The organism is Kitasatospora sp. NPDC002965, assembly GCF_040611255.1.
In the GTDB taxonomy this organism is placed as follows: Bacteria; Actinomycetota; Actinomycetes; order Streptomycetales; family Streptomycetaceae; genus Kitasatospora.
In genome coordinates this window covers 12685-38370 of sequence record NZ_JBEXNT010000046.1, presented here as the reverse complement: position 1 = coordinate 38370, position 25686 = coordinate 12685, and the positions used below count along the sequence as shown (strand labels likewise).

Annotated in this window: 25 protein-coding genes; 13 read left to right on the top strand and 12 right to left on the bottom strand. The window is 73.4% G+C overall.

The window, feature by feature from the left end:
- Positions 1–106: 106 nt before the first annotated feature.
- Positions 107–1444 (bottom strand): UDP-glucose/GDP-mannose dehydrogenase family protein, encoded by a 1338-nt coding sequence (locus tag ABZY91_RS19510; protein ID WP_329882742.1) that lies wholly within the window; start codon positions 1442–1444, stop codon positions 107–109.
- A 211-nt stretch (positions 1445–1655) separates the two neighbouring features.
- On the opposite strand from ABZY91_RS19510, the gene ABZY91_RS19505 reads away from it, so the two are divergent.
- The 3 genes from ABZY91_RS19505 (at position 1656) to ABZY91_RS19495 (ending at position 5015) form a co-directional block, all read left to right on the top strand.
- Positions 1656–2972 carry an LCP family protein gene (locus ABZY91_RS19505; RefSeq protein WP_355403865.1) on the top strand — a complete coding sequence of 439 codons (1317 nt, stop codon included), beginning with the start codon at positions 1656–1658 and terminating at the stop codon, positions 2970–2972.
- A gap of 202 nt (positions 2973–3174) precedes the next feature.
- Entirely contained in the window at positions 3175–4491 is a 1317-nt protein-coding gene (locus tag ABZY91_RS19500) for a beta-ketoacyl-ACP synthase II (RefSeq protein WP_355403863.1), read from the top strand.
- A gap of 44 nt (positions 4492–4535) precedes the next feature.
- A complete protein-coding gene (locus tag ABZY91_RS19495; RefSeq protein WP_355403860.1) occupies positions 4536–5015 on the top strand; it encodes a GNAT family N-acetyltransferase in 480 nt (159 codons plus the stop codon).
- A gap of 47 nt (positions 5016–5062) precedes the next feature.
- Here ABZY91_RS19495 and ABZY91_RS19490 read toward each other — a convergent pair whose 3' ends face one another.
- The 3 genes from ABZY91_RS19490 to ABZY91_RS19480 all read right to left on the bottom strand — a co-directional run bounded on the left by ABZY91_RS19490 (position 5063) and on the right by ABZY91_RS19480 (position 6799).
- Positions 5063–5281, bottom strand: a complete 219-nt coding sequence (locus ABZY91_RS19490; protein ID WP_329882746.1) for a DUF397 domain-containing protein — start codon at positions 5279–5281, stop codon at positions 5063–5065.
- 50 nt (positions 5282–5331) lie between these two features.
- Positions 5332–5931: a hypothetical protein gene (locus ABZY91_RS19485; protein WP_355403858.1), complete on the bottom strand. Its 600-nt coding sequence runs from the start codon at positions 5929–5931 to the stop codon at positions 5332–5334.
- A gap of 256 nt (positions 5932–6187) precedes the next feature.
- A complete protein-coding gene (locus ABZY91_RS19480; RefSeq protein ID WP_355403856.1) occupies positions 6188–6799 on the bottom strand; it encodes an NAD(P)H-dependent oxidoreductase in 612 nt (203 codons plus the stop codon).
- A 63-nt stretch (positions 6800–6862) separates the two neighbouring features.
- Between ABZY91_RS19480 and ABZY91_RS19475 the strand changes: the two genes are divergently transcribed.
- Together ABZY91_RS19475 and ABZY91_RS19470 are read left to right on the top strand one after the other, a co-directional pair.
- Entirely contained in the window at positions 6863–7501 is a 639-nt protein-coding gene (locus ABZY91_RS19475) for a class I SAM-dependent methyltransferase (protein WP_355403854.1), read from the top strand.
- Positions 7502–7608: 107 nt separating this feature from the next.
- Positions 7609–8103, top strand: coding sequence for a peptidylprolyl isomerase (locus tag ABZY91_RS19470; protein ID WP_355403852.1), 495 nt, complete (start codon positions 7609–7611; stop codon positions 8101–8103).
- 110 nt (positions 8104–8213) lie between these two features.
- Here the strand turns inward: ABZY91_RS19470 and ABZY91_RS19465 are convergent, their stop codons facing one another.
- Positions 8214–8654 (bottom strand): DoxX family protein, encoded by a 441-nt coding sequence (locus ABZY91_RS19465; protein ID WP_329882751.1) that lies wholly within the window; start codon positions 8652–8654, stop codon positions 8214–8216.
- A 98-nt stretch (positions 8655–8752) separates the two neighbouring features.
- Here ABZY91_RS19465 and ABZY91_RS19460 point away from each other — a divergent pair, with 98 nt between their 5' ends.
- Entirely contained in the window at positions 8753–9331 is a 579-nt protein-coding gene (locus tag ABZY91_RS19460) for a TetR/AcrR family transcriptional regulator (protein WP_355403850.1), read from the top strand.
- A 94-nt stretch (positions 9332–9425) separates the two neighbouring features.
- Here the strand turns inward: ABZY91_RS19460 and ABZY91_RS19455 are convergent, their stop codons facing one another.
- Together ABZY91_RS19455 and ABZY91_RS19450 are read right to left on the bottom strand one after the other, a co-directional pair.
- The gene (locus tag ABZY91_RS19455; protein WP_355403849.1) at positions 9426–9950 is read right to left on the bottom strand and encodes a peptidylprolyl isomerase; all 525 of its coding nucleotides are present in this window, start codon (positions 9948–9950) and stop codon (positions 9426–9428) included.
- Between the two features lie 84 nt (positions 9951–10034).
- A complete protein-coding gene (locus ABZY91_RS19450) occupies positions 10035–10568 on the bottom strand; it encodes an NUDIX hydrolase (protein WP_355403847.1) in 534 nt (177 codons plus the stop codon).
- Between the two features lie 188 nt (positions 10569–10756).
- Between ABZY91_RS19450 and ABZY91_RS19445 the strand changes: the two genes are divergently transcribed.
- Positions 10757–11377, top strand: a complete 621-nt coding sequence (locus ABZY91_RS19445) for a hypothetical protein (RefSeq protein WP_355403844.1) — start codon at positions 10757–10759, stop codon at positions 11375–11377.
- Between the two features lie 50 nt (positions 11378–11427).
- Here the strand turns inward: ABZY91_RS19445 and ABZY91_RS19440 are convergent, their stop codons facing one another.
- Together ABZY91_RS19440 and ABZY91_RS19435 are read right to left on the bottom strand one after the other, a co-directional pair.
- Complete coding sequence (locus ABZY91_RS19440) at positions 11428–11922, bottom strand: hypothetical protein (protein WP_355403842.1); 495 nt, start codon at positions 11920–11922, stop codon at positions 11428–11430.
- 48 nt (positions 11923–11970) lie between these two features.
- Positions 11971–13368 carry an LCP family protein gene (locus tag ABZY91_RS19435; RefSeq protein WP_355403840.1) on the bottom strand — a complete coding sequence of 466 codons (1398 nt, stop codon included), beginning with the start codon at positions 13366–13368 and terminating at the stop codon, positions 11971–11973.
- Positions 13369–13734: 366 nt separating this feature from the next.
- On the opposite strand from ABZY91_RS19435, the gene ABZY91_RS19430 reads away from it, so the two are divergent.
- The 4 genes from ABZY91_RS19430 to ABZY91_RS19415 all read left to right on the top strand — a co-directional run bounded on the left by ABZY91_RS19430 (position 13735) and on the right by ABZY91_RS19415 (position 18319).
- Positions 13735–13821 (top strand): putative leader peptide, encoded by an 87-nt coding sequence (locus ABZY91_RS19430; RefSeq protein ID WP_355403890.1) that lies wholly within the window; start codon positions 13735–13737, stop codon positions 13819–13821.
- A 185-nt stretch (positions 13822–14006) separates the two neighbouring features.
- Positions 14007–14561, top strand: a complete 555-nt coding sequence (ssuE, locus tag ABZY91_RS19425; protein ID WP_329882758.1) for an NADPH-dependent FMN reductase — start codon at positions 14007–14009, stop codon at positions 14559–14561.
- Positions 14562–14961: 400 nt separating this feature from the next.
- A complete protein-coding gene (locus ABZY91_RS19420; RefSeq protein ID WP_329882793.1) occupies positions 14962–15729 on the top strand; it encodes an ABC transporter ATP-binding protein in 768 nt (255 codons plus the stop codon).
- Between the two features lie 19 nt (positions 15730–15748).
- On the top strand, positions 15749–18319 hold the full coding sequence (locus ABZY91_RS19415) for an FtsX-like permease family protein (protein WP_355403838.1): 2571 nt from the start codon (positions 15749–15751) through the stop codon (positions 18317–18319).
- Positions 18320–18521: 202 nt separating this feature from the next.
- Here the strand turns inward: ABZY91_RS19415 and ABZY91_RS19410 are convergent, their stop codons facing one another.
- Positions 18522–20159 (bottom strand): LCP family protein, encoded by a 1638-nt coding sequence (locus ABZY91_RS19410; protein WP_355403836.1) that lies wholly within the window; start codon positions 20157–20159, stop codon positions 18522–18524.
- A gap of 176 nt (positions 20160–20335) precedes the next feature.
- On the opposite strand from ABZY91_RS19410, the gene ABZY91_RS19405 reads away from it, so the two are divergent.
- Positions 20336–21376 carry a glycosyltransferase family 2 protein gene (locus ABZY91_RS19405; protein ID WP_355403834.1) on the top strand — a complete coding sequence of 347 codons (1041 nt, stop codon included), beginning with the start codon at positions 20336–20338 and terminating at the stop codon, positions 21374–21376.
- A gap of 102 nt (positions 21377–21478) precedes the next feature.
- Positions 21479–22168 carry an acyltransferase gene (locus tag ABZY91_RS19400; RefSeq protein WP_355403832.1) on the top strand — a complete coding sequence of 230 codons (690 nt, stop codon included), beginning with the start codon at positions 21479–21481 and terminating at the stop codon, positions 22166–22168.
- A 140-nt stretch (positions 22169–22308) separates the two neighbouring features.
- Here ABZY91_RS19400 and ABZY91_RS19395 read toward each other — a convergent pair whose 3' ends face one another.
- Together ABZY91_RS19395 and ABZY91_RS19390 are read right to left on the bottom strand one after the other, a co-directional pair.
- A complete protein-coding gene (locus ABZY91_RS19395; RefSeq protein ID WP_355403830.1) occupies positions 22309–24003 on the bottom strand; it encodes an LCP family protein in 1695 nt (564 codons plus the stop codon).
- Positions 24004–24217: 214 nt separating this feature from the next.
- Positions 24218–25663 carry an LCP family protein gene (locus ABZY91_RS19390; protein ID WP_355403828.1) on the bottom strand — a complete coding sequence of 482 codons (1446 nt, stop codon included), beginning with the start codon at positions 25661–25663 and terminating at the stop codon, positions 24218–24220.
- Positions 25664–25686: the final 23 nt, after the last annotated feature.

Sequence of the window (25686 nt, the reverse complement as noted above, 5' to 3'; positions counted from 1 at the left end):
CAGACGTTCGAGGTCTCGGACGTCTACCTGTAGCAGCAGCCGGCGCCCCGTCCGGATGCGGGCGGGGCACCGATCGGGCACTGGCCGGGGCGCCGTCCCGGTCGGGTCAGCTCGGGCGGCCGAGGGCCCGGTAGGTCCAGCCGGCGGCACGCCAGGCGTCGGCGTCGAGCACGTTGCGGCCGTCCAGGAGGCGGCGCTCGGCGACCACCGCGCCCAGTTCGGCGGGGTCGAGCTCGCGGAACTCCTGCCACTCGGTGAGGTGCAGGACGACGTGCGCGCCCTCGGCGGCCTCCAGCGGCGAGCCGGCGTACGTCAGGCCGGGGAACATCTTGCGGGCGTTGTCCATCGCCTTGGGGTCGTAGACGGTGACCTGTGCGCCCTGCAGCTGGATCTGGGCGGCGACGTTGAGCGCGGGGGAGTCCCGGATGTCGTCGGAGTTGGGCTTGAACGCGGCGCCGAGGACGGCGACCCGGCGGCCCAGGAAGCCACCGACGCACTGCTCGCGGGCCAGCTCGACCATCCGGGAGCGGCGGCGCATGTTGATCGAGTCGACCTCGCGGAGGAAGGTCAGCGCCTGATCGGCGCCCAGCTCGCCGGCCCGGGCCATGAACGCCCGGATGTCCTTCGGCAGGCAGCCGCCGCCGAAGCCGAGACCGGAGTTGAGGAACTTGCCGCCGATCCGCTCGTCCAGCGCGAGCGCCTTGCTCAGCTGGGTGACGTCGGCGCCGGCCGCCTCGCAGACCTCCGCCATCGCGTTGATGAAGGAGATCTTGGTGGCGAGGAAGGAGTTGGCGGCGGTCTTCACCAGCTCGGCGGTGGCGTAGTCGGTGACCAGGAACGGAACCCCGGCGGCGATCGGCTCCGCGTACACCTGGCGCAGCAGCTGCTCGGCGCGGCCGTCGCGGGTGCCGATCACGATCCGGTCCGGGCGCAGGGTGTCCTGGACGGCGAAGCCCTCACGGAGGAACTCCGGGTTCCAGGCCAGTTCGGCGGCCTCGCCGACCGGTGCCTGTGCGGCCAGCCGCTCGGCCAGCCGGCTCGCCGAACCGACCGGGACGGTGGACTTGCCGACCACCAGCACCGGGCGGGTCAGGTGCGGCGCGAGCGCGTCGACGGCCGCGTCGACGTACGACATGTCGGCGGCGAACTCGCCCTTGCGCTGCGGGGTGTTGACGCAGACGAAGTGCACGTCGCCGAACTCGGCAGCCTCCTTCGCGGAGGTGGTGAACCGCAGCCGGCCGGTCGAACCCTCGTGTCCCGCCACGTGCTTGAGCAGGAGCTCGGAGAGGCCCGGCTCGTACATCGGCACCTGGCCCGCGGTCAGGGTGGCGATCTTCTCCGGGTCGATGTCCAGGCCCAGCACCTCGAAGCCGAACTCCGCCATGGCGGCGGCGTGGGTGGCACCGAGATAGCCGGTGCCGATCACGGAGATGCGGAGGGTCACGGTTTCCCCTTCGGAACGAGCTGAGGGTGACGGTCCCGGTGGGGGCCGCGCCCACCGATGCTATCCGGCCGCACGAGCCGGGCCCATGCCGTCCCGTGTGACCTCCGGTTTCGGCCGCCGCAGCCTCACTTTCCGGGCAGGGGGCGCGCACGCGGGCGCGGGCTCGGCGGAAACCCCGCGCGGCGACTGTGACCGGCGGCACAATGCGCGCATGGTGGCGGATGGCGAACGGGTGGACGGCCGGACGGGCGACGAAGTGACGGGCGGGGCGGGGGCGGAGCGTCCGGGGGAGGCGTGGGCCCCGTCCGGGCTGAGCCTGTTCGAGCCGCGCGCCGGGTCCACCGCCCCGCCGACCGGTCCCCCCGGCCCCGGCCCCGACGCCCGGGACGCTGATGCCCGGGACGCCGACGCGCCCGCCTCCGGTCCCGAGGGGCCCTCCGGTCCCGAGAGCCCCGAGGGGCCCGAGACTGCCGAGGGGCCCGAGTCTCCCGAGCCGCCGGCCCGGCGCCGCCGCACCCGGCGCGTCCTGCTCTGGACGCTCTCCATGCTGCTGGTCCTCGTCGTCGGCGGGTGCGGCGCCCTGTACTGGACCGCCGAGCACTACGCCTCCTCCGTCCACCGGATCCCGGACGCCTTCCCCACCGCGCCGGAGTCCGCCCAGCCACGGCCGGTCCCGGCGAGCGGCCTCAACCTGCTGCTGGTGGGCCTGGACGCCCGCTCCGACGCCCCGACCACCGGCAGCGCCGCCAAGGGCCCGGCCTGGCAGGCGGGTGCGGCCCGCAGCGACACCATGATGCTGCTGCACCTCTCCGACGACCGCCGCTCCGCCACCCTGGTCTCGCTCCCCCGCGACACCTGGGTGCCGATCCCCGGCCACGGCGAAGCCAAGCTGAACGCCGCCTACTCCTGGGGCGGCCCGGCACTGATGACCGAGACCGTGCAGAACCTCACCGGCATCCGTGTCGACCACGTCGCCGTGATCGACTGGAACGGCTTCCGCGCGCTGACCGACGCCGTCGGCGGCGTGGACATCACCGTCCCGCGCACCATCGAGGGCGTCGGCGAGGCCCGCGCCTGGGAGGCCGGCACCCACCACATGGACGGCGCGCAGGCGCTGCTCTACGTCCGCGAGCGCTACGGCCTCCCCGGCGGCGACCTCGACCGCACCAAGCGCCAGCAGAACTTCCTGCGCGCGCTGATGCTGAAGGTCATGGACTCCGGCACGCTGACCAGCCCGTCCAGGCTGGGCGGCCTGCTGGGCACGGTCGGCGAGGTGGTCGGCGTCGACGACCGGCTCTCCAACACCGACCTGTACCAGCTCGCCTGGAGCCTGCGCTCGTTGCGCGCCGACGACGTGCGGTTCATGAACGCGCCCTTCGGCGGCTTCGACACCCGGGACGGGCAGAGCGTCGTGCTGCTGGACGAAGGCCCGGCCGCCCAGCTCTGGGAGGCGGTGCGCAACGACCGGACGGCGCAGTACTTCCAGGAGCACCGGACCGGCGACCTCCTCGGGACGGACGTCGACTGACCTCCGCCGGCTATGGGGGGCGCACCCGTGCCGATGTGGAGGGTTCTGACAAACTCCCACCGGTCGAATCGGTCGGCTTGCGCGCCTGAACACCCGTCACGACCGTGACAGTGTGGCTGAAGAGGCGAGAGCGACCCGCATCCATCGATGTGGCGGGTTGTGGCGACCTCACAACATTCACCACAACCACGGAGCGTCCTGGATGGGTACTGACAACCACCGCGACCACGCCGACCGCACTGGCCATGCCGACCGCACCGACCACGCCGGTCACGCCGACCGCACCGGCCGTGCCGCCGGCCTCGTCGCCGAGCCGGTCCTCGTCACCGGCCTCGGCGCCACGACCCCGCTCGGCGGCGACGTCGCCTCGACCTGGGCCGCGATGCTGGCCGGCGACTCGGGGATCCGCCCGATCGAGGCGGAGTGGGCGTCCGGTCTGCCCGTCCGGATCGCCGGGCGGCTCGCCGTCGAGCCGTCCGGGGTGCTGGACCGGGTGCAGGCCCGGCGGCTGGACCGCTGCCAGCAGGTCGCACTGATCGCCGCCCGTGAGGCGTGGGCCGACGCGGGGGCGCCCGAGGTGGACGGCGAGCGGCTGGCCGTGGTGATCGGCACCGGCACCGGCGGGGCCCTCACCATGCTCGGCCAGGACGACGTCCTGGAGGCCTCCGGCGTCCGGAAGGTCTCGCCGCACACCGTGCCGATGCTGATGGCCAACGGTCCGGCGGCCTGGGTGTCGATCGAACTGGGCGCGCGGGCCGGCGCACACACCCCGGTGAGCGCCTGCGCGTCCGGTGCGGAGGCGATCGCGCTCGGTCTGGACCTGATCCGGCTCGGCCGGGCCGACGTGGTGGTGGCCGGCGGCGCCGAGGCGTGCATCTGTCCGCTGCCGCTGGCCGGGTTCGCCCAGGCCCGGGCCCACTCGACCCGCAACGACGAGCCCGGGCGGGCCTCCCGGCCGTTCGACGTCGGCCGCGACGGCTTCGTGATCGGCGAGGGCGCGGCGGTCGTCGTCCTGGAGCGGGCCGGCTTCGCCGCCGCCCGCAGGGCCCGCGCCCATGCCACCCTCGCCGGCGCGGCGGTCACCTCGGACGCCCACCACATCACCGGGGCCGCCGCCGAGGGGCAGGTCCGCGCGATGCGCCGGGCGGTGGCCGAGGCCGGGCTCTCGCCCCGGGACGTCGCTCACGTGCACGCCCACGCCACCTCCACCCCGCTGGGCGACCTGGTCGAGGCGGCGTCCGTCCTGGAGGCGATCGGGAGGCACCCGGTGGTGACCGCCACCAAGTCGATGACCGGTCACCTCTTCGGCGCGGCCGGGGCGGTGGGGGCGCTCGCCGCCGTACTGGCCCTGCGTGACGGGGTGGTGCCGGCCACCCGCAACCTGGAGGTGCCGGACCCGGCGGTCGAGCTGGACGTGGTCGCCGGTGCCCCGCGCCGGGGGCGGCTCACCGCCGCGCTCACCAACTCCTTCGGGTTCGGCGGGCACAACGCGTCGCTGGTGTTCACGCCGGCGCCGTGAAATCCGGGCGACGGCCCGGGGAACCGCTCACTAGGGTGGCCGCCATGTCTACGTCATCACCGTCGCTGCGCCTGGAACCGATCACCCCGCAGAACATCGACGCGGCACTGGAACTGAAGGTCCGCCCCGACCAGGAGCGTTTCGTCTCGCCGGTGGCCAAGTCGCTGGCCGAGGCCTACGCGCACGGGGAGATCGCCTGGCCCCGGCTGATCCTCGACGGCGACCGGCTGGTCGGGTTCGTGATGGCCTTCTTCGACGTCACCTTCCACCCGGACCGGCCCGGCGAGCTCCCGCGCTCCGGTCTGTGGCGGCTCAACATCGCCGCGGACACCCAGGGCCGGGGCTACGGCCGGTTCGCGGTCGCGCAGGTCGGCGAGGAGATCCGGCGGCGCGGCGGCAGCAGGGTCACCGTCACCTACGTGCCGGACGACGACGGGCCCGGCGGGTTCTACGCGAAGCTCGGCTTCCGGCCGACCGGCGAGTTCAGCGGGGACCAGGCCGTCGCGGAGCTGGACCTCGTCTGACGGCGGGCGGGCCCGACCGCCCCGGCCCCCGGACCGGGTGCCGGCCCTCAGACCAGGTGGTCGAACTCGCCCGCCTTCACGCCCAGGATGAAGGCGCGCAGCTTCGCCTTGCTGGTGGTGACGACGAGCGCGGGGGCGTCCGACTCGCGGAGCCGGATCAGGTCCCCGTCGGCGGCGATCTCCAGGCAGGGCACGGGCGCGTCGGGGTCGAGTGTCCCCTTCTGCCAGTGCAGCGGCTCGGCGTCCGGCGTCGTGTCGTTCTCCATGGGGGCAGGCTACCGGGCGTCCGCCGGGCGGCCCGCCCCCACGGCCGTATTCAGCCGATCAGCAGGAACTTGGTGGACGGTACGCCCTGGATGTGGCTGCAGTCCCAGTTCTGGGTGGTGGCGCTGTAGGTGAAGCCGTTCGGGACCTGGCACGCCCAGAGGCCGTTGACCGGCTTGCGCAGCCGGAAGGTCGTGGCCTGGGTCCCCTGGTTGAGGCTGCACCCGCTCGTGTAGGTGATCAGGTCGTAGGTGAAGGCGGGGGTGCCCATGCAGGCGGTGAGGCCGTCGTACGGCGTCCGCAGGTGGTACGCGTTGGAGGTCACGCCGGGCTGCTGGCTGCAGGCGCTGCCCCAGGTGATGGAGTCGTAGACGAAGCCGGGCGCGCTGGTACAGGCGGTCAGGCCGTCGACGGGGGTGCGCAGGTGGAACTGCGGCGCGTTCCAGCTGCCGGAGCTGCAGGTCCGGTTCATGGACACCTGGTCGTAGGTGTACCCGGACGGGACGGAGCAGGCCCAGGCGCCGTCCAGCCCGGTCGTGGTGGCCGAGGCGGTGGTCGCGGCGGCGGCGCCGGAGAGCAGCAGCGCCAGGGCGGCGAAGGCGGCGAGCAACAGGCGCACGGGGGCGCGGCGGGGGGCGTGTGCGGTGAACATGGGTCTCCCTTGTTGGGTGGCCGGGGTTGCACGGAATCGCACGGGTGACGCAGGTGGCACGGGTGGCACGACGCGCCACGGACGGGCGCGGGGCTGCGCGGTGACGCGGTGGTGCCGGGGTGCGGTGCAGGGTGAGCGTTCACACCCGATGCCGGTTCTAGCACGCCCGCGCACACCGGTACCCGGACGTCCCGGTCCGGACGGTCACTCCCCGGTCCGCCGTCTACGCGCGACGCACGGTGTCCTCCGGCCGGCCTCAGCCGATCAGCGCCGCGGCCTCCTGCCGCGCCTGGCGGAGCCACTGCGCGCGGACGTCGTCGGACGAGTCCGTCACGGTGCGGAACACCCGCCGGCGCACGTCGGTGACGCCCACGTACGGCAGGACGCAGGCCGCCCAGATCCGTTGCAGCGGATCCCCGAACTCCTCGCGTTCGCGGTCCTCCGGGGTGTCCGAGGTGTTCAGCACCAGTGCCCGTCCGGCCCGCAGCAGCCCGACCGGCTCGCCGTCCGCCGTGCCCAGCTTGTAGGCCACTCCCGGGACGAGCACCCGTTGCACCCAGCCGGTGAGCACGGCGGGCGGCATGCCCCACCAGTTCGGGTGGATCAGGACCAGCGCGTCCAGGGCGGCCACCTCGGCCCGGTGGAGGGCGAGTAGAGGATCACCGGCCCCCGGCCGCTGCGGCCCGTGCTCGGCCACGGTCTCCGTCTCCTCGGGGGCCAGCAGCGGGGAGAACCCCTCCGCGTACAGGTCGTGCGCGACGACCTCGCAGCCGCGCCGTTCCCGCAGCTCGTCGACGACGGCCCCGAACAGCGCGTGGTTGAAGCTGCCCGTCCGAGGGTGCGCCAGATAGACCCCGATCCGCATCATGTCCCTTTCCCCCTACGCCGGTCGTTTCTGGCGGCGATGCTAGCCCCGATAGGGTCGGGGACCATGACCGAACCGGAGTTCCTGACCGCGGCCCGGGCGTTCTACGACGCGGTGGCCGTCGACTACGCCGACCGCTACCGCGACGAGCTGGCGGCCAAGCCGCTGGACCGGGCGATGCTGGCGGCCTTCGCCGAGCTGGTGGGCGACGGCCGGGCGGTCGAACTCGGCTGCGGACCGGGCCGGGTGACCGATCACCTGGCCCGGCTGGGCCTGGACGTCTCGGGCCTCGACCTCTCCCCGCGCATGGTCGAGGTGGCCCGGGCCACCTGTCCCGGGCTCCGGTTCGAGGTCGGCTCCTTGCTGGAACTCCCCTACGCCGACGGCGAGCTGGCCGGAGCGGTGGCCTGGTACTCGATCATCCACATCCCGGAGGAGCACCTGCCCCGGGTCTTCGCCGAGTTCCACCGCGTCCTCGCGCCCGGCGGCCACCTCCTGCTGGCCTTCCAGGTCGGCGACCGGCCGCTCCGTGTCGACCGGCCGTTCGGCCACCCGGTGGTCCTGGACTTCCGCCGTCGGCAGCCCGACCACGTCACCGCGCTGGCCGCCGGGGCGGGCCTGACGGTCACCACCCGCCTGGTCCGCGAGCCGGTGGGCGAGGACAAGACCCCGCAGGCGTTCCTGCTCGCGCACAGGCCGGCCTGAGGCGCGGCCCGTGGACCGGCCCGGGGCGCGTCGCCCTCCCCGTCGCGGCGTGCCCGGGCTTCGGGGGGTGCCGCGCGCCCGGGCGCGCGACATGCCATGATCCCTGCATGGGTTCCAACGTTTACTTCGACATCACCATCGACGACAAGCCGGCCGGCCGCATCGTCTTCACGCTCTTCGACGACATCGTCCCGAAGACCGCCCAGAACTTCCGCGAGCTGGCCACCGGCCAGCACGGCTTCGGCTACGCGGGCTCGTCCTTCCACCGCATCATCCCGGCCTTCATGCTCCAGGGTGGTGACTTCACCCGTGGTGACGGCACCGGTGGCAAGAGCATCTACGGCGAGAAGTTCGCGGACGAGAACTTCCAGCTCAAGCACACCAAGCCGGGCCAGCTCTCGATGGCCAACGCGGGCAAGAACACCAACGGCTCGCAGTTCTTCATCACCACCATCGTGACCGACTGGCTGGACGGCAAGCACGTCGTCTTCGGCGAGGTCGTCGAGGGCCTGGACCTGGTGAAGAAGATCGAGGGGCTCGGTTCGGGCAGCGGCCGCCCGTCGGCCAAGGTCACCATCGCCGCTTCCGGCATCGTGGAGTAGGGACCGGTCCCTTTCACCGCACTCGGACGCGGCCCGCACCATGCGGGCCGCGTCCGCGCTTTTTCCGGGCCGTCCGGGCCGTGCGGCCCCGGCGGGCCCCGCCCGGCCCGTCAGACGGCTGCGGCGACGGCCGCGGCGACGAAGAGCACCTGGAGCGCGGTGCGGGCGGGCAGCGGAGTGACCGGCCTCCCCGCGAGGGTCAGGCGGTGGCGGGCCGCGTGGACGTTGGCCGGGAACATCGCGAGCATCAGCAGGGCGAGTCCGGCGGCGGCGAAGGGCGCGAGCGGGGGCACCAGGAGTCCGGCGGCGCCGGCCAGCTCCAGCACACCGGTGACGGTGACGAGCAGCGCGGGGGCGGGGAGCGCCGGCGGGACCATCGCGACGAACTGGCGGCGCCAGGACGGGACGAAGTGCGGCACGCCGGTGGTGACGAACATCAGCGCCAGGGCGCCGCGGACGGCGGGCTGCCAGGCGTCGAGGCCGTCGACGGCGATCAGGCCGAGCAGGCGGAGGACGGCGAAGCCGCCGACGAGCGCGATCAGGGGGGCCATGGTCGGACTCCTATCTTGTCACTGGAAAGATTGCCCCCCGGAGGTAATCTTGTCAATGACTAGATAAGGTGGGGGGATCACCCAGGAGAGGAACGGACATGGCGACGACCGACCAGGAGCGACCGGGCTACCACCACGGGAACCTGCGGCGGGCGGTACTGGACGCCGCGCTGGCCGCCATCGCCGAGTCCGGGCCGTCGGGGTGGAGCCTGCGCGAGCTGGCACGGCGGGCGGGGGTGTCGCACGCCGCGCCGGCGCACCACTTCGGCGACAAGGCGGGCGTGCTGACCGCGGTGGCGGCGGAGGGGTTCGAGCTGTTCGCGGACAGCCTGGAGCGCGCGGCGGGGGACCCGTTCGGGGCGGGGGTGGCGTACGTGCGGTTCGCGGTCGACCACCGGGCGTACTTCGAGGTGATGTTCCGGCCGGAGCTGTACCGGGCGGACGACCCGGAGATGGCCGCGGCGAGGGAGCGGGCGGGCGCGGTGCTGGCGGCGAGCGGGCGGAAGCTGTCGCCGTCGGGGGGCGCGGACCGGCTGTCGACGATCGCGGCCTGGTCGCTGGCGCACGGCTTCGCCGCCCTCTGGCTGAACGGCGCCCTGCCGGAGAGCCGGGGCGAGGCGGACGTCGAGGAGTTGGCGCGGGCGGTGCTGGAGCTGGTGTTCGCCCGCCCGGTGTAGGGAGCGGGAGGCCGGACGGGTCGGCCCCCCCGCTCCGGAGCCTTCGGCGGGCCGCCCGCGCGCCGTCGAGCGGCGACGGTGCGACGGTGCGACGTCAGCGGCGCTCGATCACGACCGACTCGACGACCACGGCGTCGAGCGGGAGGTCGCCCGGGCCGGTGGGGGTGGCGGCGACGGAGTCGACGACCTTCCGGCCGGCCTCGTCGGCGACCTCGCCGAAGATGGTGTGCTTGCGGTTCAGGTGCGGGGTCGCGCGGACGGTGATGAAGAACTGCGAGCCGTTGGAGTGGGGGCCCGAGTTGGCCATCGCCAGCAGGTAGGGCTTGGTGAAGAAGAGCTCGGGGTGGAACTCGTCCGGGAACGAGTAGCCGGGACCGCCGGTGCCGGTGCCGAGCGGATCGCCGCCCTGGATCATGAAGCCGGGGATGACCCGGTGGAACGTGGTGCCGTCGTAGAGCCGGGCGGTGCTCGGCTCCCCGGTCGCCGGATCGGTCCACTCCCGGGCGCCCTCGGCGAGTTCGACGAAGTTGCGCACGGTCTTCGGGGTGTGGAACTGGAAGAGCTTGACGGTGATGTCACCGTGGTTGGTCTTGAGGACGGCGTACAGCTGCTCGGCCACGGGATGCCTCCGGGAGTGGTGGGGAAACGTCCGCCCGATCCTGCCACGGCCCGGTGGCCCTCCGGCGAGCTCCGCGGGATCGGCCTACAGCAACCCGAGGTGGTCCAGGCCCAGGTAGGCCGGCCCGACGTCGGTGAGCAGCCCGCGCCGCAGCACGGTGGCCCTGAACTCCTCCAGCGGCATCGGCACGACCTCGATGAACTCGTCCCGGTCGGGCGCCGGTCGGGACGCGGGGGTGCAGTCGGTGGCGACGAAGGCGTAGCGGCGGGCGTTGGAGTAGGCGTCGTGCCAGGCGGCGGCCGCGAGTTCGACGGTGCCCCGGTAGCCGGTCTCCTCGGCGAGTTCGCGGGCCGCGGCGTGCTCCGGCGCCTCGCCGGGTTCCACCACACCGCCCGGCAGCTCGTACAGCAGGGCCTGCGGGCCGGGCCTGAACTGCCTGGTCAGGAGGATCCGCCGGTCCGGGGTCAGGGCGACGACGGTGGCGGCCGAGTACTCGTTCGCGAGGTGGTAGACGCCCTCGCGGCCGTCCGGGAGGGCGAAGGTCACCCGGTCCGTGCCGCGCCCGTACGCGCTGTGGATCGGCTCCCGGCGGAGCTCCCGCCAGTGTGCGTCGCCCATTCGGGACCGACCTCCTCCACGTGGTGTGCACGCGCAGAATAGCCGCGCACCGACCGGTTCGGGCGGCTTCGTCGGAATCACGGATCGCGACCGTCCGTGCACCGTAGGCTGCCCTGGCGCGGGTGGATCACCGGTTCCGGGGTGCCCGCTGCCGACCAACTCAGCTCTCCGGCAAGGTGGTTCCACCCATGAGTCAGTCGAGTCGACGCAGGGACGACGCCGAGGTGACGTTCGAGCAGGTGACCGTCCTGTCCTTCGAGGCGCACAGTGGCACCCGCGTCGACCGCCAGGGCCGCGTGCTGCTCGTCGACGAGCCGGCGAACCCGACCCGCATCCCGGTGCGGATCGTGCGCGAGGGCATGACGCTCAAACGGGTCGCCGGCTACTGGGTCACCTGGGCGGAGTGGTTCGGGCCGGACGACATCCGCAACCACGCCCGCTGGGTGCCCGAGGAGGAGTACGTCCGCCCGGGCGAGGGCAGCGTCGAGGGCCGGTTGGACGTCAAGGTGGCCGCCTACTGGGCCTGCGACCGGGGGGACGGCCGGGCGCGGATCCGGACCAGCGAGACGGTGATCGCCTTCCGGCCCGGCGAGACCCTCCGCGAGCTCGTCCTGGAGCGCCCCGAGCCGCACCACCCGGCCACCCTCGTGGTGCACCTGGCGGATGCCTGGTGGACCGGCGGCGCCGGTGGGCCGGAGATCCACTACGGGTTCGCCGGCGAGACGGAGGGGTGCGACGGGGAGGGCGAGCCGGTCCAGCGGTACGCGGAGTGCGCCACGGGCCACCTCCGGCAGATCGTCGTCCCCTGATCGGTCCGGTCCGGTCCGGACCGCGCCGCCGGGTCACCGGGCACCGGCGCCTAGGGTCCCGTCACCGCCGCCACCGCCTGCGGCGCCACGCGCGGTCGCTCACCCTCCCATCCCGCCCGTGTCCCCACCTTGCGGGCGGGGGCGCCGGCCCAGACCTCGCCCGGGCCGGTGGAACGGGTGAGCACCGCGTTGGCGCCGACGACGGTGCCCGCCCCCACGGTCAGCACGCCCTCCTTGCAGACCACCTTGGCGCCCGCGCAGAGCACCGCGCCGTCCTCGACCACCACGCGGCGCATCGGGCTCAGCTCCTGCGGCACCCACGGGTCGGCCCGGCCGACGGTCACGCCGTTGTACAGCGTCACGCCCGAGCCGAGCGTGGTGTACGGGTGCAGGACGGTGCCGAAGCCGCGGTGGAAGACGACCAGGCCGGGCCCGATCTCGGCGGCGGCCGGCACCTCCATCCCGTAGACGGCGAGCGCCTCCTGGACCAGGCGGCCCAGGAGGCGGTGACGGCGGCGGTAGATCAGCGCGGTGACGAGAGACATCCACCCATTGTGTCGGGAGCGTTACACGGCGTCACGCAGGACCCGCGGTCACTTGACCTCGGGCACGGCCGTGTCGTTCTTGAAGGCCTCGAAGACCTGCTTCGCCTTGGCGGTGTCCCACTTGACCGCCGACTCCCCGGTGCTGGTCCTGAAGTCCGGGTTGGCGATCGGCACGGTGATGCTCTTGCCGCTGCCGCCGTTGACGTCCTTCATGGCGAGGAACAGCGAGCCGAGGTCGGTCAGTCCGGCGTCCTCGTCGACGATCAGGGTGCCGAGGCCGGAGGAGACCAGCGGGTAGAAGGTGAACGGGTTGAGCACCGTGGCGGGGGAGGCCGCCTGCTTGGCCAGGGCGCCGAGGAACTGCTGCTGGTTGCGCATCCGGCCGAGGTCCTGGTCGGCCATCTGGTGGCGCTGGCGGACGAAGGCCAGCGACTGGGTGCCGCTGAGGGTCTGGCAGCCGGCCTTGAGGTCGAGGCCGGAGTCCTTGTCCTTGACGTCCTGCTCGATGCACATGTCCACGCCGCCGACCGAGTCGACGATGCCCACGAAGCCGGCGAAACCGATCTCGGCGTAGTGGTCGATGCGGATGCCGGTGTTCATCTCGACGGTCTGCGCCAGCAGCTTCCCGCCGCCCAGCGCGAAGGCCGAATTGATCTTCGCGGGAGCGGACTTGACGGTCTTGCCGTTGTCGCCCGGGCGGTCCGGGATCGGCACCCACGAGTCGCGCGGGATGCTCATCAGGGTGTTCCCGTTCTCCCCGACGTGCAGGACCATCATCGAGTCACTGCGCTTGCCGCCCGCGTGACCGGTGTGAAGGTCCTCCTCCTGGGAGTCGGAGAGGCCGTTGCGGCTGTCGGAACCGACGATCAGCCAGTTGGTGCCCTTGCCCGCGGCGGGGCGGCCGGGGTAGTCGGCGAGCACGTTCTCGTGGTTGAGCTTGGAGTCCGCCCAGAACCAGGTGGAGACGGTCGTGACCATCAGCGCGATCAGGACGCCGAAGACCGACCACTTGACGATCCGGCGCCGCGGCCAACGCGACGGACGGGCGGCCGCGGGCGGCTGGGAGCCGCCGGGGGCTATCGGTCCCCCGGGTGCGCCGGGGCCGCCGGGCGTCCCCTGCGGGGGCACCCCCGGTCGCCCGTCGGGCTGCCCGTACTGCTGCGGCCGGCCGTAGCCCTGGGCCGGCCCGTACCCGGGCGGCTGCGTCTGACCGCCGCCCGGCCGCCCGCCGCCCGCCGGCTGCCCGTACTGCTGGGGCGGGGACTGCGGCGGCTGCGGCTGCCGGGGCGCCGGGGCGCCCGGACCGCGCGGGTTCATCGAGGAGGGCAGCGGCGGCTCGGCCTGGGCGCCGCCACCGCTCTGCCCGTACGCGCCGCCACCGCCACCGTTGCCGCTGCCGTACGAGTTCCCGCCGCCACCGGGGCGGCCCTCCTGCCACGTGTTCATGTGGGAGAGGATGCCCGACGTCGGGTGCGGTGACTCCCCCCGGGGCCCTCACCAGGACCCTTGTAGCAGTTTTGATGCACGCGCCGGATCGTTCCGCGGCAAGGTCCCGGACGGGCGTACGCGGGGTGCCCGGCCCGCCACCGCACGCCACCGCCGCGCCGCGCAACGGTCGTTCGCCCGCCATGCACCGTCCGGCCCCGCCGCGCCGTCCTCCGCGGGGCCCGCCGAGCCGCTCGCGGGGCGTCCGCCGCACAGCCCGCGGGGCCTCCGGGCCGCCACCCGCCGCACCTGCCGTCTCACCATCCGTCTCACCTGGTGTTCGGCTGCCGGGACGATCCTTGACCGTCCGGAACGCTGCGTGTTTGCATGAATGCCATGGATCAGCGATGGACCCTCACGCGTCGGCGTCACGTCGACCTTCTGCGTGTGTCCTGTTCGCTCTGTTGTGGCTGACGCTCGACCGTCGAACCCGCCACTCCCTCCTCTTCTCCCCCTTCTCGACGCTGCCCGCGCAGCGCGCTGACCGCTGCCCCGCCCGGCCCGCCGTCCGTCCGGCCCGCCGCCGGGCCGGTGGGTCCGACGCCGCCGAGGTGCCGTGCCGCCCGCAGTTCCGCCCGCTTCCTCCCCGAGGTGAACCCATGGCCACCGTCCTGTCCGTCTCCGGCTCCCCGTCCGCCACCTCCCGCACCACCCGCCTGCTGCGCCACGTGGACGCACAGCTGGAGTCGCGCGGCCACCGCGTCGTCCCCTTCGAGGTGCGCAGCCTGCCGGCGCACGCGCTGCTCACCGCCGACTTCTCGCATCCGGAGATAGTGGCCGCCCTGGAGCTGTTCGCCGAGGCGGACGGCGTGGTGATCGGCACCCCGGTCTACAAGGCCGCCTACTCGGGCCTGCTCAAGACGCTGCTCGACGTGCTGCCGCAGTTCGCGCTCCGGGACAAGGCCGTCCTGCCGCTCGCCACCGGCGGCTCCACCGCGCACGTGCTGGCGGTGGACTACGCGTTGCGTCCGGTGCTCAGCTCGATGGGGGCGGGTCACATCACCCAGGGCTGGTTCGTGCTCGACCGCCACATCACCGTCCGGGAGGACGGCGCCACCGTGATCGAGCGTGAGACGGACGTGCTGCTCCGCCCGGTGGTGGACGGGTTCGCCACCGCGCTGGAGCGGCTCGCCACTCCGGTCCTGGCGTCCTGACCGGGCGTCCCGGGCCGCCCCCCGCGGCCGGTGCGGATGCGAACCGAAACGGGATGACCGAGCGTCAGAAGCGTTCCCGTACGGGCCCACCCTGAGGTGGGGCGCGGCTACCCCTAGGGGGAGGGGTGCCGCGCCCCGTACAACTACGGTTGGGCCTCTTCCTCCCGTCGGATGACGAGGACGGTGGGCCCCGACTCCTAACGTGGTTCCTGTCCCCACCCGTCCGAAACGGGCCCGCCTCTGTCGGGTCCGGGCTTCCGGTACACCGGGAGGGTGGGGCTAACTCCCGGTCAAGAACTATCCCCTGCGCGATGTCGCAGGGCAGGTGGTGAGGACGAGGCTGGGGGCAACGGGTGGGCCCACTTCTTAGGAGACGCACGTGACGACGGCAGCAGCAGCCGTGTACGACCCCCAGCTTCCCGGCGGTGCCCCTGCCGCCGCCGCCTCGGCGCGTCAGGTGACCAAGGCCTACGGTTCGGGCGAGACCAGGGTCACCGCGCTGGACGCGGTCGACGTCGACATCCAGCGCGGCCGGTTCACCGCGATCATGGGGCCCTCGGGCTCCGGCAAGTCGACCCTGATGCACTGCCTGGCCGGGCTGGACACGGTCACCGAGGGACGCATCTGGATCGGTGACACCGAGATCACGGGCCTGAAGGACAAGCAGCTCACCAAGCTGCGCCGGGACAAGATCGGCTTCATCTTCCAGGCGTTCAACCTGCTCCCGACACTGAACGCGCTGGAGAACATCACGCTCCCGATGGACATCGCCGGGCGCAAGCCGGACGCCGCCTGGCTCGACCGGGTGGTGGAGACCGTCGGCCTGGCGGACCGCCTCAAGCACCGCCCGACCCAGCTCTCCGGCGGCCAGCAGCAGCGCGTCGCGGTGGCCCGGGCGCTGGCCGCCCGCCCGGAGATCATCTTCGGGGACGAGCCCACCGGAAACCTCGACTCCCGCTCCGGCGCCGAGGTGCTCTCCTTCCTGCGCCGCTCGGTCGACGAGCTGGGCCAGACCATCGTCATGGTCACCCACGACCCGGTCGCCGCCGGCTACGCGGACCGCGTGCTCTTCCTCGCCGACGGCGTGATCGTCGACGAGATGTACGCCCCGACCGCTGATTCCGTCCTGGAGCGCATGCGTCGCTTCGACGGCAAGCGCACCAGCTGAGCGCGGGGGACACCGGACCATGCTGCTCAAGACGTCACTCAGAAGCTTCTTCGCCCACAAGGGCCGGATGCTGCTCTCCCTGGTCGCGGTCGTGCTGTCGGTCGCGTTCGTCTCCGGGACGCTGGTGTTCTCCAACACCGCGACCAGCACCTTCGACAAGCTCTTCGCCTCGACCGCCTCCGACCTCTCCGTCCAGCCGGCCAAGGCCGAGTTCGGCGAGGAGGACGACGACGCCCGGGGCAAGGCGCGGACGATACCCGTCGACACCCTCCAGAAGGTCTCCGTCGTTCCCGGCGTGAAGTCCGCGATCGGTCAGATCTTCGTCACCAACGCCGTCCTGGTCGACCCGGCCACCAACAAGAAGGTCGGCCCGACCAACGGCGCCCCGACGATGACCGGCAACTGGGCGGACACCCCGCGCAACCCGGTCGAGATCACCTCCGGTCACGCGCCGCAGGGCGCCGACCAGGTCGTGCTCGACGCCGACACGGCGAAGAAGGCCGGTCTCGCCCTCGGCGGGAAGCTGCGCGTGCTCACCGCGGACGGCAAGCACGACCTCACCATCGCCGGTATCGCCACCTTCAGGACCACCAACCCGGGCGCGGCACTGGCCTTCCTCGACACCCCGACGGCGCAGGGCCTCCTGCTGGGGCAGGCCGCCTACACCTCCGTCGAGCTGTTCGGCGACGGCAGCCGCTCCGACGACCAGCTCAAGGCCGACTCCCTCGCCAAGCTCGGCGGCGGCTACCAGGCGAAGACGGCCGCCGAGCAGAAGGAGGAGGGGGCCAAGGACGTCGGGTCCTTCCTCGACTTCATGAAGTACGCCATGCTCGGGTTCGCCGGTGTCTCGCTGCTGGTCGGCGGCTTCCTGATCATCAACACCTTCTCGATGCTGGTCGCCCAGCGCACCCGGGAGATCGGCCTGCTCCGTGCCGTCGGCGGCAGCCGCCGCCAGGTCAACCGCTCGGTGCTGGTGGAGGCACTGCTCCTCGGCGCGGTGGGTTCGACGCTCGGCATCGGTGCCGGGCTCGGCCTCGCGGTCGGGCTGATCCAGCTGATGAACGCCGCCGGCATGCACCTCAGCGCCTCGGACCTGAAGATCGGGCTGAACGTCCCGCTCGCCGGGTACGCGGTGGGCATCGTGATCACCGTGCTCGCGGCCTGGATCCCGGCCCGCCGGGCCAGCCGGATCGCGCCGATCGCCGCCCTGCGCGACCACGGGACCCCGGCCGAGGCCCGGTCCAACACCGTCCGGGCGGTCCTCGGTCTGGTGCTGACGGCGGGCGGCGGGGGCCTGCTGGTCCTGGCCGCGAAGGCGGAGAAGGCCGCCACCGGCGGCCAGTACCTGGGCCTGGGAGTGTTCCTCACCCTGGTCGGCTTCGTGGTCCTCGGCCCGCTGCTGGCCACCACCGTGGTCCGGGTGCTGGGGGCGTTCCTGCCCTCGCTGTTCGGCCCGTCCGGCAGGCTCGCCCAGCGCAACGCGATGCGCAACCCGCGGCGGACCGGCGCCACGGCCGCCGCGCTGATGATCGGACTGGCGCTGGTGATCGGCGCCTCGGTCTTCACCTCGTCGGTGATCGAGTCCACCAACCAGCAGATCGACCGCTCGGTGGGCGCCGACTACATCATCTCGGCGGGGCAGACCGGCATCACCCCGGGCATGGTCGACGCGGTGCGGAAGACCTCGGGCGTGGACCACGTCACCGAGCAGAAGTTCCTCCCGGCGGTCTTCATCACGCCGGACGGCAAGACCACGGAGGACGGCATCTCCGCCGTCTCCGCCACCTTCGCCGACGACTTCCGCCTGCCGGTCAAGGCGGGCACCGCCGAGTCGCTCAAGCAGGGCTCGCTGGCCGTCGGTGAGGACTACGCCAAGGAGCACGGCCTCAAGGTCGGCGACACCGTCAGGATCGACTACGGCAAGGGGCGCACCCAGTCGCTGCCGGTCGGGGTCGTCATGACCAAGGGCAACTCGCTCTTCGACGGCTCCACCTTCGCCGACCTCGCCGCCGTGACGAAGGCGGTCCCGGCCGCCGACCTGCCGGTCGACGCGGTGCTCTTCGGCAAGGCCGTCTCCGGGGCGGACGTCACCAAGACGCTCGCCGCACTGGAGGAGTCACTCAAGGAGTACCCGCAGGCCTCCGTCCGCGACCAGGCCGGCTACAAGGAGCTCGTCCAGGAGCAGGTCAACACCCTGCTCTACATGATCTACGGCCTGCTCGGCCTGGCGATCGTGGTCGCGGTGCTCGGCGTCGTCAACACCCTGGCGCTCTCGGTGGTCGAGCGGACCCGCGAGATCGGCCTGCTCCGGGCGATCGGGCTCTCCCGCCGCCAGCTCCGCCGGATGATCCGCCTCGAATCCGTGGTGATCGCGCTGTTCGGCGCGGTGCTCGGCACCGGCCTCGGCCTGGCCTGGGGGATCACCGGCCAGCAGGTGCTCAAGTCGCAGGGGCTGGAGGCGCTCGCCGTCCCGGTCGGGACGATCGTCGCGACGCTGGCCGCCTCGGTGGTCATCGGCCTGCTGGCCGCCCTCGTCCCGGCCTTCCGGGCCGGTCGGATGAACGTCCTCTCGGCCATCGCGACGGACTGACCCGGTCCGTCCGGGGTCGGACCGGTCCGACCCCGGACGGACTCCCGAGGGCGTCCCCCCGGTCGGGGGGCCGGGGGGACGCCCGGCAGGAAGGGGCAGGGTGCCGATGCGCACCCTGCCCCTTCCCGTCCGTCCGCGGCTGCCCTGCTTCCCTGCCTCCCGCGCACCTCCGGGGGCGGGGGAGTGGCGGTTCGGGCCCGACTCAGGGGCAGATGATGTCGCTCGCCCGCCCGGCCCCCGCAGCCGTGTCGGCCGCCGCTGCGCCGGTGCCCGCGCCGGGTGCCTGGGCGGTCGGCGCGGGCGGCGGCGGTGCCGGTACCGCCGCCGAGGGACTCACTACCGAGGGACTCACTACCGAGGGACTCACCGCCTTCGCGCCGAGCGACGGGCTTGCGGGCGGCGGGCTCCCGAGCGGCGGGCTCCCGAGCGGCGGGCTTGCGGCCGCCGGGTAGTCCCCGCCCACGTACACCTGCAGCGTCGGCCCCAGCCCCGGGACGGGCGTCAGCTCGGCCTCCGGCAGCGCGCCGGACAGCGTCCGGGCCGACTCGGCCCAGCGCGGGTCGTACCGGATCACGGTCCGTCCGCCCGCCGTCCCGACCGGGGCGTTGGACGGCGCACCGGTGGTGGCGAAACCGGCCCGCCGCAGATCGGCGTCGGCCCGGGCCCCCAGCCCGGCGACCCCCGCCGCGTTGAACACCTGGACGTGCACCTGCTCGGGGGCGACGGCCGGCACCGCCGTGGGCGTCGCCGGGGGCGTCACCGCGGTCGGCCCGGAAGCGCCGGACGGCGCGGCGGAGGCCGTCGCCTCCGTCGGCGGCCGTCCGGCCCGTACCGCGTCGAACAGCGCCCGCGCCCCGGCCCGGTCCCAGAGCACCGTCGAGCCCCACCCGGGGACCTGGTGGTCCACCGCGGACAGCGGCACGGTCGCGAAGTCGGCCCGCCCGGCGGTGAGGTCCTTCATCCGGGTCGCCAGGGTGATCAGGTCGTCCGCCGTGAGGCCCTTGTCGGCCTTGACCGAGCCGAGGACGCTGTCGGTCACCCGGGCCAGCCGGACCGGGCTGAGCAGGGTGCCGCCGCTGGTCAGCTGGTGCAGCAGCTGGGCGACGAGCTTCTGCTGCCGGTGCATCCGGCCCAGGTCGGAGCTGCCGTCCAGGTGCCGGGCCCGGACGTACTTGAGTGCCCCGGCGCCGTCCAGGGTGCTGGTGCCGGCGGGCAGGTCGAGGCCGGAGTACTCGTCCTTGAGCGGCTTGGCGGTGCAGACCCGCACCCCGCCGACGGCGTCCACGGCGGAGACGAACCCGGCGAAGTTCACCTGTAGGTAGTGGTCGATCCGCAGCCCGGTGTTCTGTTCGACGGTGGCGACGGTCAGCTGCGGCCCGCCCAGCCCGTACGCGGCGTTGATCCTTCCCTTGCCGGCCGGGACCTCCTTGCGGGTGACCCGGTCCCGGTGGGCGGGGATGTCGACGTAGGAGTCGCGGGGGATGCTGATCACAGTGGCCCGCGAACCGTCCCCGGAGAGCTGGACGATCATCATCGTGTCCGTGCAGTGGCAGGACTCGCCGCCGGCGTGCAGCACGTCCTTGAGCGTCCGCTCCGGGATGCCGTCACGCTCGTCGGTGCCGACCACCAGGAAGGTGGTGGAGCCGTCGTCGGCCGGCCGGGCCTGGTCGTTGCTGAAGGCGTCCACCCGGTCGATCGAGCCGAGGCCGTGCAGGAGCGCCCAGCCGCCGCCGGAGGTGGCGAGGACACCGAGGGCGATGCCCGTGGCCAGCCGGCGGGGCCATGGACGGTGCCGTCGGGGCTGGGCCCCGGACCGGGCGTAGAGGGGGGAGACGGGCATCTCTCGGATGGTAGGGGCGCCCTCCACCGGGCCGGGTGAGGGCGCGCCGTGGCCCGGGAGTACGGTCGGCCTCGATCGGTGAAACGTTCCTCCGGCCGCCCCGGACCCCGGGGCCTGCGGAGCAGCCCGGACCGGGACAGGACGGCGGCCCGCCCGCACCGGTACGGTTGGCCCCGATGAACACCAAGGCTGCTGAGGAGCTGCCGGCGGTCTCCGTGATCATGCCGGTGCTCAACGAGGAACGACACCTGCGCACGGCCGTCCGGCACATCCTGGAACAGGACTACGCCGGCCCGATGGAGGTGGTGATCGCCCTCGGTCCGTCCTCCGACCGCACCGCGGAGATCGCCGCCGAACTGACCGCCGAGGACCCGCGGGTACGCACCGTGGAGAACCCCACCGGTCGTACGCCCGCCGGGCTGAACGCCGCCATTCGCGGCTCCAGCCACCCGATAGTGGTCCGCGTCGACGGCCACGGCCTGCTGACCCCGGGCTACATCACCACGGCGGTCCGGCTGCTCGGCGAGATGGAGGCCGCCAACGTCGGCGGCGTCATGCACGCCGAGGGCGAGACCGAGTGGGAGAACGCGGTCGCCGCCGCGATGACCTCCAAGATCGGCGTCGGCAACGCCGCCTTCCACACCGGCGGCCTGGCCGGTCCGGCGGACACCGTCTACCTCGGGGTGTTCCGGCGCGAGGTGCTGGAGCGGCTCGGCGGCTACAACGAGGAGTTCGTGCGCGCCCAGGACTGGGAGCTGAACTACCGCATCCGGCAGGACGGCGGCCTGGTCTGGTTCACCCCGCAGCTGAGCGTCACCTACCGGCCGCGTCCCGACGTCCGGGCGCTGGCCAAGCAGTACAAGGACTACGGCCGCTGGCGCCGGGTGGTCACCCGGTACCACAAGGGCTCGGTCAACCTCCGCTACCTCGCCCCGCCGGCCGCCTTCCTCGGCGTGGTGCTCGGGCTGGTCCTCGGCGCGGCCGTCCACCCGGCCTTCCTGGCGGCGCCCGGCGCCTACCTGCTGGGCATCACCGGCGGCGCGCTGGTCGAGGGGCGCGGCCTCTCCGCCAAGGCCAAGGCGATGCTTCCGGTGGCCTTCGCCACCATGCACCTCAGTTGGGGCTTCGGCTTCCTCACTTCGCCGCGCTCGCTGGCCCGCAAGGTGATCGGCAGCAGCGCCCCGTCTCCCGGCAACGTCGTCGCCGAGCGCCGCTGACCGCGCCGCCGGACCCCACCGCCCCACCGCCCCGTGCGGTGATCCGGCCAATCCCGCGGACCCGCCCTCCCGTCCCCCCGCCCGGCGCTATCGTCGGGCGCCATGGGGACAGTCGAGGGCGGGTCCGCCGCCGTTGCCCGGGTCGAGGCCAGCGCCGACGTCGACGACCGGGCCGTGCTCGGCCCCGGCACCACCGTCTGGCACCTGGCCCAGGTGCGTGAGGACGCGGTGATCGGCGCCGACTGCATCATCGGCCGGGGTGCCTACGTCGGCCCCGGCGTACGGATCGGCGACCGGGTCAAACTGCAGAACCACGCGCTGGTGTACGAGCCGGCGGTGGTCGAGGACGGCGTCTTCGTCGGCCCGGCCGCGGTGCTCACCAACGACCTCTACCCGCGCTCGGTGGACGTCGACGGCCGGCTCAAGCGCGGCGACGACTGGGACGCCCGTGGGGTGACGCTCCGCCGGGGCTGCTCGATCGGCGGTCGTGCCGTCCTGGTCGCCGGGGTGACGGTCGGCCGCTGGGCGCTGGTCGCCGCCGGTGCGGTGGTGCACCGGGACGTCCCGGACTTCGCGCTGGTGGCCGGTGTCCCGGCCCGTCGGATCAAGTGGGTCGGCCGGGCCGGCGAGCCGCTGGAGCCGGCCGGCGAGGGCCGGTGGCGCTGCCCGCGCACCGGTGAGGAGTACCGGGAGACGGACGGCGTGCTCACGCCCGGCGAGCCAGAGCCGGACCTAGACCCGGACCCAGAGCCAGACCCGGACCCGGCAGCGCCGCCGCCACATCAGCCGTAACACCCGCAGCATCCCCGGCGCTCCGCACTCCGGGAGCGCCGAGCAACCCGACGGTCCAGGCACGGACCCTGGCGCGGACCCGGGCGAGGGCCAGGACGCGGACCCTGGCGCAGGTCCGGGTCCAGACGGCCGCAGGAGTGCTACTTCGCGCAGACGTCGGTGTCGTCCGCCTGGACCCGCTGGAGGTCCTTGGGCGCCTCGGTCGGCACCGCGCTCGGCGTCCCGACCTGGGCCTGGGCCGTCGGCAGGTCCTGGCCGAGCACCACCACCAGCCCGTCCTTCGCCCCCGCCTTCGGGTCCGCCTTGACCGCGTCGGCCGGCAGGCCCAGCGCGGTGGCCAGCGCGGCCGCCTCGTCGGCCTTCCCGGCCGGGTGGGAGACCGTGGTGGTCGGCACGGTGGTGGCGTTGGCCCCTGTCGCGGCCTTGGCGAAGCCCTGCGTCCGGAGCCGGTCCACCGCCTGCTGTGCCTGTCCCGGCGTCCCGGTTCCGTTGCGCACCGTCACCCGGACGTTCTTCGCGTCCGCTGCCGCCGCGGCCGTCGAGGGAGCCGCCGCGGCAGCGGACGACGGGGCGGCGGACGGTGCCCCGGCCGCGGGTGCGGTCTCCGGAGTCGCGGGCGCGGCCGTCTCGGTCAGCGACCGGTCGTTCCCGATCATCGAGAAAAGCTGCCCGGCGTCCGGCTGCTTGGCCACCAGCCGGTTCTCGTCCGCCGGGTCGTCCACCACCGGCACCGTGGCGAAGGTGATGTGCTCGGTGTCGACCTTGCTGACGTCCAGTGCGAGGTCCTTCAGCTTGTCGACGCTGCCGATCCCCGAGTCGACGGTGAGCGCCTTGGTGGCGGCGTCCGCGAGCTTCCACAGCTTGGCCGGGTTGGTCAGGGTGTCGCTGCTCTTCACCGAGCGGATCATCGAGCTGATGAACTGCTGCTGGAGCGGGATCCGGGTGAGGTCGCCGCCCAGCCCGACGGCGTGCCGGGTGCGGACGAAGGCGAGTGCCTCGTCGCCCTGGACGACGTGCCGGCCCTTGCTCATCTTCAGGTGCGAGTCCGGGTCGTTGATGTCCTTGGCCGCGCACACCTCGACGCCGCCGACGGCGGTGGAGAGCGTCTTCACGGCGTCGAAGTTGACCATCACGAAGTGGTCGACGCGGATCCCGGTCAGTTTCTCGACGGTCTTCCAGGTGCAGCCCGGGTCGCGGCCTTCCTGGCCGAGGCTGTTGTTGAACATCGTGCGCGCAGAGCCGGGGATCGTCTTTCCGTCCGCGGTCCGGCACTCCGGGACTTCCACCATCAGATCGCGCGGAATGCTGATCGCGGTCGCATTGCTGCGGTCCTTGGCCACGTGGAACAGCATCGTGGTGTCGGCGTGCCCGGCGCTGCCCTCGTCGCCGTACTCGCGGCCCAGGCCCTCCCGGCTGTCGGTGCCGATGACCAGGACGTTGAGCGCGTCACTGGTGGCCTTGGGCCGCTCCGCCTCGTCGCCCAGCTGCACCTTGACGGCGGTGATGTTGTTGTTGAAGTGCTGGTACGCGTAGTAGGCGCCGCCACAGCCCGCCACCAGGACCAGCGCGCCTATCCCGCCGGTCCACTTCAGCAGCCGCCGGCGACGGTTGCGCTTCCTGGCGCCGGCCCGGCGGTGGGCGGCGCGCCCGCCGGTGCGGGCCTGGTGCGGGACGGTCGCGGGAGTCCCGTCCGCCCCGTCCGCCGCGGTCGGTCCGGGCTGGGCCCGGCGGCGCTGGGCGGGGATGCCGGCGGCCGGGTCGAGCCGGTACTGGCCGGTGTCCGGGTCGAGCACCCACTGGTCGGCGGGGTCGACGTCGTGGCTGTCCTGCTGCACGGGCTTTCCCCTCCCTCCGACCGGTCCACCGGCGGTTCGCGAATTGCGCGACCGACTCGGACACCCTAGACGAGCCGGGTGGGGGAATTGTTCCTGGTGTGATCTCCGCCATGTTCGCGCACCGCAATTCCGCAGGTAAATCGAGTCCTGGGAATTGCCGGGGAGAACCTGCGAAGATCATGATCCGTACACGAAAGTGTGACCTGACCCGAGGTCAATGCACGGTGCAGGCGTCCACGTCGGCGGTCCGCCCTTCGAAGGACGGGGGAGCCGTCGCGGTCGGCGACGCCCCGGATGCCCGCTCCGCGCCGCCGCCCGGCCCGGCCGCCGCAGCGTCCGCCTCCGCACCGGCCGCCGCACCGACTGCCGTGTCGGCCGCCCCGGCCGCCGCCTCCGCCGCGGAGTCCGCCGCCGCAGCGGCCGGGGCGCCCGCCGACGCCCCGGCCCCCGGGGACGGAAGGGCCGTTGCCGACGGAAGGGCCGTCACCGACGCGAGGGCCGCCGCCGAGGGGCCGGTCCCTGCCCCCGGTGAGGCCCCCGCCGAAGGGGTCGACCCCGGTGGCCGGACGGTCACCGGCCGGTCGTCCCGCAGGGCCGTGAACAGCTGCGTGGTCTGCGGCTGCACGAACTCGTCCCGGTCCGAGTCGAACCGGTACGGCCGGCGCGGGGCGGTCAGGAACACCACGTCCGACGACGGGATGCCGCGCAGGTCCTGGGTGAGGTCGTACAGCGCGCCGAGCGAGGAGAGCCCGCTGTCGGCCTGGACGGAGGAGGTGGCCGCGTCCAGGACCGGCCACAGCTTGGTGGGGTTGAGCAGCACGTCCTGCGACTGGGCCTTGCGGATCAGCGCCGCCAGGAACTGCTGTTGACGCCCCATCCGCTGGGTGTCGCTGCCGTCGCCGAGGGTCTCCCTGGCCCGGACGTAGCCGAGGGCCTGCTCGCCGCGCAGGGTCTGGCGCCCGGCGAGCAGGTCCAGTTTGGCGTCCTTGTCGTGGATCGCCTGCGGGACGCACACCTCGACCCCGTCGACGGCGTCCACCATGCGCTTGAACCCGGCGAAGTCGAGGATCACGTAGTGGTCGATGCGGATGCCGCTGAGCTGTTCGACGGTCCGGATCGAGCAGGCCGGGCCGCCGGTCTCGAAGGCCGCGTTGAACTGCATCAGGCTCTGGCGGCTGCGGGTGCCGTCCGGCTTCTGGCAGGCCGGGACGGTCACCATGACGTCGCGCGGGATGGAGACGGCGGTCGCGTGGTGCCGGTCCGCCGCCAGGTGCAGCAGGATCGTGGTGTCCGAGCGCTGGCCGCCGGCCGTGCCGTAGGTGGCGTTGGCACCGGTCCGGTCGTCGCTGCCGATCAGCAGGATGTTCTCGGCGCCCCGGGCCCCGGCGGTCCGGCTGGGGCGCTCGGCCTCCAGACGGGCCAGCAGCTGGTCGGTGGTGGAGTCGGTCCGGATGTTGCCGTCGAGCTTGCGGTAGGCGATCCAGAGCAGGGTGCCGCAGGCGACCAGGACGAAGGCGAGGGCGCCGGCGGTGATCATCAACCACCGTCGGCGCCGTCGCCGGGGCGCGGTCGGAGTGTCAGGAGCGTCCGGGCCCGGAGTGCCCGGGCCCGGATCGTCGGGGTTCTCGGTCGGGGGGTGCTCGGTGTCGTCCTCGGCCATGGCAGGGATCCCTACCCGCCGGG

What these genes read in the sequence shown, in the direction of transcription:
- ABZY91_RS19505 (WP_355403865.1), top strand. Translation starts at nt 1,656, where the DNA reads ATGGTGGCGGATGGCGAACGGGTGGACGGCCGGACGGGCGACGAAGTG.
- ABZY91_RS19500 (WP_355403863.1), top strand. Translation starts at nt 3,175, where the DNA reads ATGGGTACTGACAACCACCGCGACCACGCCGACCGCACTGGCCATGCC.
- ABZY91_RS19495 (WP_355403860.1), top strand. Translation starts at nt 4,536, where the DNA reads ATGTCTACGTCATCACCGTCGCTGCGCCTGGAACCGATCACCCCGCAG.
- ABZY91_RS19490 (WP_329882746.1), bottom strand. Translation starts at nt 5,281, where the DNA reads ATGGAGAACGACACGACGCCGGACGCCGAGCCGCTGCACTGGCAGAAG.
- ABZY91_RS19485 (WP_355403858.1), bottom strand. Translation starts at nt 5,931, where the DNA reads ATGTTCACCGCACACGCCCCCCGCCGCGCCCCCGTGCGCCTGTTGCTC.
- ABZY91_RS19480 (WP_355403856.1), bottom strand. Translation starts at nt 6,799, where the DNA reads ATGATGCGGATCGGGGTCTATCTGGCGCACCCTCGGACGGGCAGCTTC.
- ABZY91_RS19475 (WP_355403854.1), top strand. Translation starts at nt 6,863, where the DNA reads ATGACCGAACCGGAGTTCCTGACCGCGGCCCGGGCGTTCTACGACGCG.
- ABZY91_RS19470 (WP_355403852.1), top strand. Translation starts at nt 7,609, where the DNA reads ATGGGTTCCAACGTTTACTTCGACATCACCATCGACGACAAGCCGGCC.
- ABZY91_RS19465 (WP_329882751.1), bottom strand. Translation starts at nt 8,654, where the DNA reads ATGGCCCCCCTGATCGCGCTCGTCGGCGGCTTCGCCGTCCTCCGCCTG.
- ABZY91_RS19460 (WP_355403850.1), top strand. Translation starts at nt 8,753, where the DNA reads ATGGCGACGACCGACCAGGAGCGACCGGGCTACCACCACGGGAACCTG.
- ABZY91_RS19450 (WP_355403847.1), bottom strand. Translation starts at nt 10,568, where the DNA reads ATGGGCGACGCACACTGGCGGGAGCTCCGCCGGGAGCCGATCCACAGC.
- ABZY91_RS19445 (WP_355403844.1), top strand. Translation starts at nt 10,757, where the DNA reads ATGAGTCAGTCGAGTCGACGCAGGGACGACGCCGAGGTGACGTTCGAG.
- ABZY91_RS19440 (WP_355403842.1), bottom strand. Translation starts at nt 11,922, where the DNA reads ATGTCTCTCGTCACCGCGCTGATCTACCGCCGCCGTCACCGCCTCCTG.
- ABZY91_RS19435 (WP_355403840.1), bottom strand. Translation starts at nt 13,368, where the DNA reads ATGAACACGTGGCAGGAGGGCCGCCCCGGTGGCGGCGGGAACTCGTAC.
- ABZY91_RS19430 (WP_355403890.1), top strand. Translation starts at nt 13,735, where the DNA reads ATGAATGCCATGGATCAGCGATGGACCCTCACGCGTCGGCGTCACGTC.
- ssuE (WP_329882758.1), top strand. Translation starts at nt 14,007, where the DNA reads ATGGCCACCGTCCTGTCCGTCTCCGGCTCCCCGTCCGCCACCTCCCGC.
- ABZY91_RS19415 (WP_355403838.1), top strand. Translation starts at nt 15,749, where the DNA reads ATGCTGCTCAAGACGTCACTCAGAAGCTTCTTCGCCCACAAGGGCCGG.
- ABZY91_RS19410 (WP_355403836.1), bottom strand. Translation starts at nt 20,159, where the DNA reads ATGCCCGTCTCCCCCCTCTACGCCCGGTCCGGGGCCCAGCCCCGACGG.
- ABZY91_RS19405 (WP_355403834.1), top strand. Translation starts at nt 20,336, where the DNA reads ATGAACACCAAGGCTGCTGAGGAGCTGCCGGCGGTCTCCGTGATCATG.
- ABZY91_RS19400 (WP_355403832.1), top strand. Translation starts at nt 21,479, where the DNA reads ATGGGGACAGTCGAGGGCGGGTCCGCCGCCGTTGCCCGGGTCGAGGCC.
- ABZY91_RS19390 (WP_355403828.1), bottom strand. Translation starts at nt 25,663, where the DNA reads ATGGCCGAGGACGACACCGAGCACCCCCCGACCGAGAACCCCGACGAT.